General features: G+C 46.2%; 8 protein-coding genes and 1 other annotated feature. All 8 genes read right to left on the bottom strand.

The features are described 5' to 3' along the window. Window positions 1–24: 24 nt before the first annotated feature. Window positions 25–261: a binding site (T-box leader), on the bottom strand. A 67-nt stretch (window positions 262–328) separates the two neighbouring features. Next, a complete protein-coding gene (gene gltX, locus LCY76_RS00665) occupies window positions 329–1,795 on the bottom strand; it encodes a glutamate--tRNA ligase (protein WP_248251067.1) in 1,467 nt (488 codons plus the stop codon). A gap of 50 nt (window positions 1,796–1,845) precedes the next feature. Then, entirely contained in the window at window positions 1,846–2,322 is a 477-nt protein-coding gene (gene ispF, locus LCY76_RS00660; RefSeq protein WP_053356221.1) for a 2-C-methyl-D-erythritol 2,4-cyclodiphosphate synthase, read from the bottom strand. Beyond that, window positions 2,297–3,010 carry a 2-C-methyl-D-erythritol 4-phosphate cytidylyltransferase gene (gene ispD / locus LCY76_RS00655; protein ID WP_248251066.1) on the bottom strand — a complete coding sequence of 238 codons (714 nt, stop codon included), beginning with the start codon at window positions 3,008–3,010 and terminating at the stop codon, window positions 2,297–2,299. The genes ispF and ispD overlap by 26 nt, the downstream gene beginning before the upstream one ends. A gap of 64 nt (window positions 3,011–3,074) precedes the next feature. Then, window positions 3,075–4,166: a PIN/TRAM domain-containing protein gene (locus LCY76_RS00650; RefSeq protein WP_248251065.1), complete on the bottom strand. Its 1,092-nt coding sequence runs from the start codon at window positions 4,164–4,166 to the stop codon at window positions 3,075–3,077. Window positions 4,167–4,249: 83 nt separating this feature from the next. After that, window positions 4,250–5,323, bottom strand: coding sequence for a DNA integrity scanning diadenylate cyclase DisA (disA, locus tag LCY76_RS00645; RefSeq protein ID WP_053356224.1), 1,074 nt, complete (start codon window positions 5,321–5,323; stop codon window positions 4,250–4,252). A gap of 3 nt (window positions 5,324–5,326) precedes the next feature. After that, on the bottom strand, window positions 5,327–6,703 hold the full coding sequence (gene radA / locus LCY76_RS00640; protein ID WP_053356225.1) for a DNA repair protein RadA: 1,377 nt from the start codon (window positions 6,701–6,703) through the stop codon (window positions 5,327–5,329). Between the two features lie 221 nt (window positions 6,704–6,924). After that, a complete protein-coding gene (gene clpC, locus LCY76_RS00635) occupies window positions 6,925–9,357 on the bottom strand; it encodes an ATP-dependent Clp protease ATP-binding subunit (RefSeq protein WP_248251064.1) in 2,433 nt (810 codons plus the stop codon). Between the two features lie 25 nt (window positions 9,358–9,382). Beyond that, window positions 9,383–10,450: a protein-arginine kinase McsB gene (gene mcsB, locus LCY76_RS00630; protein ID WP_248251063.1), complete on the bottom strand. Its 1,068-nt coding sequence runs from the start codon at window positions 10,448–10,450 to the stop codon at window positions 9,383–9,385. Between the last annotated feature and the right edge of the window lie 2 nt (window positions 10,451–10,452).

The following is a 10,452-nucleotide window of genomic DNA, read 5'->3' as shown; positions in this document are numbered from 1 at the left end:
AAAAAAAGCGCCCCTGTGCGTATGCACAGAGACGCTTTTTGCGCGGTTCCACTCTGTTTAACAGCAAAAACGGAATAAAATCCCGTAATTTGCTGTTCTCCTTGTACTCCGTAACGTGGAGGGCCGCTTTTATCTACTGTATCGGTTCGATAAAAGGCTCCGAGGTGCATTTCAGTTTCCTTTTCATAAACCGCTCTCAGCCCATGGCGGTTCTCTCTGATAGGAAAATGGCAAACTTACTCTCCTCATCCTTGCTGTCGCTGTAATTAATTTCTTTTAATATATTACATTAGGAGCAAAATGTTAACTAATTTTGCCTGACAAAAAATTATGATACGCGGGATGCTGTTTTATCCAGGCGTTTCAGGATCTCTTCCTTGCCAAACAATGAGATGGCTTGAGGAAGGTCTGGACCATGCGTCTGGCCTGTCGTCGCCACGCGAATCGGCATGAACAGGTTTTTCCCTTTTTGCTTCGTTTCCTTTTGTGTCGCTTTAATCGCCGCTTTCACTTCCTCTGCAGAGAAATCCGTGATCGCTTCAACATGCCCTTTAAAGGCAGCGATGACTTCAGGAACCGTTTCGCCTTTCAAAACTTCAAGCGCTTCTTCTTCATATTCAATCTGATCCTTAAAGAAGACATCCGTCTGTTCCACGATCTCAGCGCCATAGCTTAATTTTTCCTGATAGAGGGCGATGAGCTTGGAAGCCCACTCACGATCTTCCTCAGTCATGTTCTCTTTAAGCCTTCCTGCTTCAATAAGATGCGGAAGGGTAAGTTCCATCACTGTTTCAAGGTCTTGCTTCTTCATGTATTGGTTGTTTACCCAAAGCAGCTTCTGCTTGTCAAAAATAGCGGGTGCTTTTGACAGTCTGGAAGGATCAAAGATTTCAATGAACTCTTCCTTCGTGAAGATCTCTTCTTCTCCAACCGGAGACCAGCCAAGCAAGGTAATGAAATTGAACAAAGCTTCAGGAATGTATCCCAGCTGTTCGTACTGTTCAATAAACTGGATGATGGACTCATCGCGTTTGCTCAGTTTCTTGCGGTTTTCATTAAAAATCAGTGTCATATGGCCAAACACCGGCGGCTCCCAGCCAAACGCTTCATATACCATAAGCTGTTTCGGTGTATTGGAGATATGATCATCTCCACGCAATACGTGAGAGATCTTCATCAAGTGATCATCTATGGCAACTGCAAAGTTATAAGTCGGAATGCCGTCTTTTTTCACGATGACATAGTCGCCGATCCCATTGGAATCAAACGAAACATGTCCTTTTACCATATCATCAAACGCATACGTATGATCTGCCGGCACAGCAAAACGAATACTTGGTTTTCTTCCTTCCGCTTCCAGCGCTTTACGCTCATCTTCCGTCAAATGGCGGCATTTGCCTGAATAGTGCGGAGTTTCATTTTTAGCGACCTGTTCCTCACGTGATGCTTCTAGCTCTTCCTCAGTACAGTAACAAGGATACGCCAAACCGCGGTCTAACAAGTCCTCATAGTGTTTTTTGTAAATATCCAGGCGCTCCATCTGAGTATACGGTCCATACTCCCCGCCTACATCAATGCTTTCATCCCAATCGATGCCCAGCCATTTTAAGTACGTCAGCTGGCTTTCCACTCCGCCCTGGATGTTTCGTTTTTGGTCAGTATCCTCAATTCGGATGATAAGCTTGCCATTATTGTGGCGGGCAAACAAATAGTTAAACAATGCTGTTCTTGCGTTCCCTATATGTAAATGTCCTGTTGGGCTTGGTGCATACCTTACCCTTACTTCGTTTGACATTTTAAATCCACCTCGATATTATTTTTGCTTTTCCCATTGTAACACTTTGTCTATTTTTTTGTAATAAGGATGACTGCGTTTGCGGCGATCCCTTCACTGCGGCCTGTAAAACCCAGCTTCTCAGTCGTTGTCGCTTTCACATTAATCTGGTCCGTTTCTGCTCCGAAAATTCCGGCGATTACACTTCGCATCTCTTCAATATATGGAGCCATCTTCGGCTTTTGTGCAATGATCGTACAATCGACGTTCCCTAGAATATAGCCTTTGTTCTTTACAAATTCCCACGACTCCTGAAGCAGTTTTTTAGAATCCGCATCTTTAAAAGCCTCATCCGTGTCCGGAAAATGCTTGCCTATATCGCCTTCACCCGCTGCTCCGAGCAGCGCATCGGTTACGGCATGAAGCAGAACGTCCGCGTCTGAATGGCCGAGCAGCCCTTTTTCATAAGGAATAGTGATGCCTCCGATAATCAGAGGGCGCCCTTCGACGAGCTGGTGTACATCATAGCCTTGTCCCACTCGAATCATGTTTTTCCCTCTCCCTTTGTGCCAATATGGCATTGGCAAATAGTATGTCATGCACCGTTGTTAATTTAATGTTTAAATAATCTCCCTCGACGATGGATACCGGGTAGTTCATTTTTTCTACGAGGCTGGCATCGTCCGTGCCGAGAAAATCAGCTTCAGCTGCCACCCGGTGAGCGTCCAGTACGATAGGAAGACGAAAAGCTTGTGGGGTCTGGACAGCCCACAAGCTCGCACGGTCTACCGTTTCACTCACGGTTCCGCCTGTTGCTTTTTTTACCGTATCTTTTAAAGGAACAGCCAAAATGGCCGCTCCTGTTTCATTCGCTTTCAGCACAAGTTCATGAATGTTTTCTCTTTCCACAAAAGGGCGTGCACCATCATGAATCAGTGCCAGGTCCGTTTGCTGCACTGCTTTTAATCCTTCAAAAACACTGTGCTGTCGTTCTGCCCCGCCTTCAACAATCCGGGCAATCTTTTGAAAACGCCCATTTTCGGCCAATTCTTGAAATTGAGCCTGTTCTAACCGATTCACAGCCAGGATGATTTCCCGGCACCACGGATCTTGCTCAAATACTGAAAGTGTATGAGCAATGAGCGGTCTGCCGTTCAGTTCGATCCATTGTTTGTTCTTTCCTGCATTCATCCTTTTTCCCTGTCCTGCAGCAGGAATGACTACGCTATATTCCAACAACCTTCTCCACCACACTATACCGCGTACAGAGAAAACCTTGGCTCTCTTGTAAGCTCGTTAATTATAAAGCTTTCTCCAGAAGTTTCGGCTTGGCAAAAATCATCCGTCCCGCAGAAGTCTGCAGTACGCTCGTCACGAGGACATCGATGGTCTTACCAATATAGTTTCGGCCTTCTTCCACCACGATCATCGTTCCATCATCAAGATAGCCGACACCCTGGTTATGCTCCTTGCCGTCTTTTATCACCTGCACGATCAATTCTTCACCAGGCAATACGACTGGTTTCACCGCGTTGGCAAGGTCATTTATGTTCAATACTAACACATTTTGAAGCTCGCATACTTTGTTTAAATTAAAATCATTCGTTACAACGATGCCGGACAGAAGCTGGGCGAGTTTCACCAATTTGCTGTCCACTTCACTCACTTCTTCAAAGTCACCTTCGTAGATCTCCACTTTGATGGAGAGTTCCTTTTGGATGCGGTTCAGAATATCAAGTCCGCGCCTTCCTCTATTCCGTTTCAATACATCGGACGAGTCGGCAATATGCTGTAGTTCTTCCAGCACAAAGCGAGGAATAATCAGCGGGCCTTCAAGGAAACCGGTCTGGCAGATATCCGCGATTCTTCCGTCAATGATGACGCTCGTATCTAGAATCTTATATTTTCCTTTAAGCTTTTCTTCTTCCGTATCCCTTTTCCGTTCTTTTCCTGAGCGGTTAATGGAGAACAGATTAATCAGCTCATCCCGCTTTTTAAAACCAACCTGGAAACCGAGGTAGCCCAATAACAACGTTAAAAATATGGGCAGAACCGAACTGAACACCACAATATTGATGTTATTAAGAGGAAGTTGTACAAAAAAAGCAACTATAAGTCCGAATATAAGTCCCATCGTTCCAAAAAGAACATCAGTGACCGGAGCTTTTACGACGGTTTCTTCCACCCACCGGATCAGCCCAACTATATAATCAGTCACCCAAAACGTAGATAAAAAGAATATAAGTGCCCCTAAGACGGCGCCCGCATAAGATGAAGTCAATTCTGACGGCAGATCACCCAAATTGAGAATACGGATAATGTCAGGGACATAGATAAAACCAAGCATGCCACCAACAACAACAAAAAACAGCTGTACAAATCTTTTAAGCATGCATTTCACCTCCCTTAACCATTATTTACAGATTGTCTGTTTTGAAACGTGCTCTTTTGATAATTTCCATAAAAATTACCCATTTATATATGCCTGTCTACAAAAAGCTGCTCCTGAATCCGTTTCAGGCCTTCTTTAATTTTCTTGGCACGGATTTCTCCGATGCCCTCTACTTCATCCAGCTCTTTGATAGAAGCTCGCAAAATACTCGGAAGACTGTCGAATGTTCCGATTAAATTTTCCACAATGAGCGTCGGCAGCCTTGGAATCTTTGAAAGGATGCGGTAGCCACGCGGATGAACGGTTTCATCCTGCACATTGGAAGAAGGGGAGTGTCCCAGCAGTTTCACGATGACATTTTCATCAAACAGCTCGTCGCTGGAGAGCTTTTTGAGCTGACGGAGAATGTGTGCCGGGTCATGTTTTCTGTCTTTTACATAATCTTTGATTAAAAGAACTGCCTCATCTTCTATGTTAGATACAAGTTCTTCCATCTGCATCCGTATTAATCTTCCCTCTACACCCAATTCATTAACATATTTTATGATTTCGCTCTTTATTCTTAGAACCATTTCAATACGGTGGATGACTTGGGAGACCTCCTGGAATGTCACAAGCTCCTCAAATTCAAGAGCACCAAGGTTTGTTACGCTCTGGTCGAACACAACCTTGTACTTTTCGAGGGTCTGGATGGCCTGGTTTGCTTTTGTTAAAATGACGCCGATGTCTTTCAATGAATAGCGGATCACACCTTGATAGAGTGTGATGACATTACGTCTCTGAGATATCGATATAACAAGATTTCCGGTCTGCCGGGCTACACGCTCAGCAGTCCTGTGCCGGATTCCGGTTTCGGTAGACGGTATAGACGTGTCAGGCACCAATTGCGTATTGGCATATAGGATGCGAGAGGCATCTTCACTCAGGATGATGGCTCCATCCATCTTAGCGAGCTCATAAAGAGATGCCGGGGAATATTTACAGTTGATGGAGAATCCTCCGTCAACAAGCTGTGTAACTTTATCATTATAGCCGACAACAATGAGGCCGCCAGTATTGGCGCGGAGTACATTGTCTATACCCTCTCTGAGGGGTGTTCCTGGCGCAACGAGCTGGAGCATGTTGCTGATGATTGCTTCTCTTAGTATATGATCCATACCTTATCCTCCCAAAGTATAGTGCAATGCCTCTTCAACAGTAGACACACCAATCACTTCAATTCCTTTAGGGATTGTCCATCCCCCGAGGTTTTTATCCGGGATAATCGCCCTTTCGAAACCAAGTTTTGCAGCTTCATGAATCCGCTGGTCGATTCTTGAAACCCGGCGCACTTCTCCTGTCAGGCCGACTTCCCCGATCATGACATCTGTCGGCCGGGTAGGAGCATCCCGAAAGCTCGATGCTATGCTTACAGCAACGGCCAAATCAACAGCTGGTTCATCCAGACGCACACCGCCGGCGACGTTTAAATAGGCGTCCTGATTCTGAAGCAGGAGGCCCACCCTTTTTTCAAGGACCGCCATAAGCAATGAGACTCGGTTATGATCGATGCCTGTTGCCATCCTTCTCGGATTTCCAAAACTTGTAGGAGACACTAATGCCTGTATTTCTACAAGCATGGGCCTTGTTCCTTCCAAAGAAGCAACAACAGTCGATCCGGCTACTCCTTTTGAACGCTCCTCAAGAAAAATTTCAGAAGGATTGAGGACCTCTGACAGCCCAAGCTCCTTCATCTCAAACACGCCGATCTCATTGGTTGATCCAAAGCGGTTTTTGACTGCACGCAAGATTCTGTACGTGTGATGCCGCTCGCCTTCAAAGTAAAGCACCGCATCCACCATATGCTCAAGCATTCTCGGTCCGGCAATCGCACCTTCCTTTGTTACGTGTCCGACGATAAAAATAGCAATCCCTTTCGTCTTGGCAATCCTCATAAAATGGGACGTGCACTCCCGGACCTGGGAGACACTTCCCGGGGCACTTGTAACCTCCGGACGGTACACCGTCTGTATGGAGTCGATGATGACGACCGACGGATTGATTTCTGTTACGGCTTTTTCAATAAGATCAAGGTCAGTTTCAGCCAGGACAAAAAGATCTCCTGCCGATATATTCAGCCGGTCAGACCGGAGTTTCGTCTGTTTTACTGATTCTTCACCTGAAATATAAAGCACTTTTTGCCCGTGCTGGGCCAGTTTTGCCGAGGTTTGCAGCAGAAGGGTGGACTTCCCGATTCCAGGATCTCCTCCCACGAGCACCAATGAACCAGGAACAATTCCTCCGCCGAGCACCCGGTTCAGCTCAATCGTATGAGTGTTGATGCGCGGCTCCTGTTCACTTTTTATATCAACTATGGATTGGGGCTTTTGCTGGGTGCCTGAAGCCGAAGAAGTTGTCAGGCCTCTTGTCTGGGTATCACGCTTGATGACTTCTTCCACCATCGTGTTCCATTTGTTGCATCCCGGGCATTTTCCCATCCATTTCGGTGATTCATACCCACATTCCTGGCACATAAAAACAGACTTGTTTTTGGCCATCTATTTCTCCTCTATTTCCAGACTGCTATGGAGCAGCTGGACCATTCTCTCTTTTTTTAATCTTGCTGTCTTTATCTTAACAAAAAAGCAGGCTCTCTTTCCAATGGGGGCATTTGGAATTTAGATAAAATACAGAAAATGATTCGACAAAAACCCGGAAGACGTGACTGCCTCCCGGGTTTTTGTATTTATTTCTATACAATTGGACAAAATCCCATCATTTACGATGTAGCACCGACGGTCTCAACAACAAAGTCATTATTATCCACATCAATTTTGACGGTGTTTCCTTTGCTGATGTTTCCTCTTAGCAGTTCTTCTGACAGGCGGTCCTCAATCTTACGCTGAAGGGCTCTGCGCAATGGACGCGCTCCGTACTCCGGATCATAGCCTTCATCGGTGATCTTATCGAGTGCCGCTTCAGTGATTTCGATCTCGATGCCCTGATCTTTCAAACGTTTGATAAGTGAATCGGCCATAAGTGTAACGATCTGTTTGAGATGTGTCTTTTCAAGGGCATGGAAGACAATAATCTCATCAATACGGTTTAAAAACTCTGGACGGAAGGCTTTTTTCAGCTCAGCCATCACTTTCGTTTTCATGTCATTATACTGCTGATCTTCCGTGTGAACCGTAAACCCTAGAGAGCTGTTGCGCTTGAGCGTGCTGGCTCCAACGTTGGATGTCATGATGACGACGGTGTTGCGGAAGTCTACTGTACGCCCTTTCGAATCTGTCAGTCGTCCGTCTTCAAGCACTTGAAGCAGAATGTTGAACACTTCAGGATGCGCTTTTTCGATCTCGTCAAGCAGGATAACAGAGTATGGCTTGCGTCTTACTTTTTCTGTCAGCTGTCCGCCTTCCTCGTGTCCAACATAGCCTGGAGGTGAACCAACTAGTCGTGAAGTCGTATGTTTCTCCATGTACTCAGACATATCAATGCGGATGATCGCATCCTCATCACCGAACAGGGATTCGGCTACCGCACGGGCCAGCTCGGTTTTACCTACTCCAGTAGGTCCCAAGAAGATGAACGAACCGATCGGACGCTTCGGATCTTTCAAGCCGGCACGGGCTCTGCGAATGGCTTTTGAGATGGACTGAACCGCTTCATTTTGCCCGATGACACGGTTATGAAGAATATCTTCCAGCTTCAACAGGCGTTCCGTTTCTTCTTCAGCCAGTTTGGAGACTGGAACACCGGTCCAGCTGGAGACAACCTGCGCGATATCTTCCGGCGTTACCTCTGTATTCTCCTGACCTTGCTTCTCTTTCCATACGTTCTTCGTTTTCTCAAGTTCCTCGCGAAGACGCTGCTCAGTATCTCTTAAGGAAGCTGCTTTTTCAAACTCCTGGCTTTGAACAGCAGCATCTTTCTCCTTGCGAACTTCTTCAAGCTTCAGTTCAAGCTCTTTTAGGTTTGGCGGTGCAGTATAGGAACGCAGTCTCACTTTAGAAGCTGCCTCGTCGATCAGGTCAATCGCTTTATCCGGTAGGAAGCGATCAGAAATGTAACGGTCAGACAGCGTTACGGCTGCTTCAATGGCATCATCTGTAATGGTGACACGGTGATGCGCTTCATAACGGTCGCGGAGACCTTGTAAAATCTGTGTACTTTCATCTTTTGTCGGCTCATTTACTGTGATTGGCTGGAAGCGGCGTTCAAGCGCTGCATCCTTTTCAATATACTTTCGGTACTCATCCAGTGTGGTCGCTCCGATACATTGAAGCTCACCGCGGGCAAGGGCAGGTTTAAGAATATTCGATGCATCGATGGCGCCTTCTGCACCGCCTGCTCCAATCAATGTGTGCAGCTCATCGATAAATAGAATGATGTTCCCCGCCTGGCGGATCTCATCCATGACTTTCTTGAGACGGTCTTCAAATTCACCGCGATACTTGGTACCGGCAACGACCGTTCCCATATCGAGTGTCATGACCCTTTTATCACGAAGCGTTTCCGGAACTTCATTATTGATGATCTGCTGAGCAAGACCTTCTGCAATCGCCGTTTTACCAACACCCGGCTCACCGATGAGGACTGGGTTGTTCTTTGTTCTGCGGCTCAGTACCTCAATGACCCTTTGAATCTCTTTTGAACGGCCGATGACTGGATCAAGACTTCCATCCTTAGCAATCGCCGTCAGATCTCTTGCAAGGCTGTCAAGTGTCGGTGTGTTCGCATTCGTAGAAGAACCCCGGTGATTGGATGATGCCTCATTGCTTCCAAGAAGCTGAAGCACCTGCTGGCGCGCTTTATTCAAGCTCACTCCGAGATTATTCAGTACACGGGCTGCCACTCCTTCACCTTCACGGATCAGTCCCAGGAGGATGTGCTCCGTGCCCACGTATGAGTGTCCCAATTTACGGGCTTCATCCATGGATAGTTCAATAACCTTTTTTGCTCTTGGAGTGTAATGGATGGTTTGCACGGATTCCTGGCCGCGTCCAATTAAGGTTTCTACTTCTTTTTGGATCTTTTCAGGTCCAAGACCAAGAACGTGAAGCGCCTTAGCGGCAATTCCTTCACCCTCACGGATCAAGCCAAGCAGAATGTGCTCGGTGCCAACATTATTATGGCCTAAACGGATTGCTTCTTCCTGTGCCAGCGCAAGTACCTTTTGAGCTCGTTCTGTAAATCGACCAAACATCATAATCATTCACACTCCCATTCAAATTTTAAGCTTCTTCAAGTTTGATTCTTTCCCTTATTAGCGTTGCCCTACGGATATCACGCTCATCAGGATTCAACATTTCATTGGCATATTGCTGCAAAAAGCCCGGTTGTGTAAGTATCATTAATTCATTTAATATGGATCGGGAAATTCCTTCAACAATCCCAAGGTCTATTCCCAGCCTGACGTCGGATAGGCACTGTGCAGCTTCCTTCGATTGGATGATCCGGCTGTTCGCCAGAACTCCATACGACCTGAAGATCCGGTCTTCAAGCTGGATTTTTAAACCGTCCTGCAGAGTTTTTCTTGCAGTTCTCTCTTGCTGAATAAGCTGAAGGACCACACCCCGCAAATCCTCCACAATATCTTCTTCTGATTTTCCAAGGGTTATCTGGTTGGAGATTTGAAAAACATTGCCCTGAGCTTCCGTTCCTTCCCCATATATCCCACGGACTACGAGACCCAGCTGGTTGATGGCCGGTATAATACGGCTGATTTGTTTCGTTAAGACCAGAGCTGGCAGATGCATCATAACGGAAGCACGCAATCCTGTTCCAACATTCGTCGGGCAGCTGGTCAAGTAGCCTCGTTCCTCATCAAACGCATAATCCACCTTTTGTTCGATCCAGTCATCCAATTCAGCTGCGAGGGTTAAAGCCTCATTCAGCTGGAAACCCGAAAAAAGGCACTGGATCCGGAGATGGTCTTCTTCATTGACCATGATGCTCACAGACTCATCATGATTAAGCATCACTGCACCAAACTTTGATTGTTCTGCAAGATGAGGGCTGATTAAGTGCTTCTCTACCAATACCCTTTTTGCGAGAGATTTTAGCTGGTCGAGATGAAGAATTTCAAACTCTCCGAAATTCCCGCAGCTTTTTTCCTTACAAGCCCCCGCTAATGTCTGAATAACAGCCTCAGATTCCTCCTTGGAAGCCAGATCTGGAAAATTATACTTTTCGAGATTTCGGGCCAGCCGGATTCTGCTGCTTAACACAATATCTGAATCAGGTCCTTCTTTTTTCATCCAGGGACTGATAGCTTCACTTATAAAATGTTCAAGTGACATGC

Source organism: Fictibacillus marinisediminis, assembly GCF_023149135.1.
Classification (GTDB): domain Bacteria; phylum Bacillota; class Bacilli; order Bacillales; family Fictibacillaceae; genus Fictibacillus_C; species Fictibacillus_C marinisediminis.
Note: the sequence above shows the minus strand (reverse complement) of the source record. Positions and strands in the feature narration are given on the sequence as shown.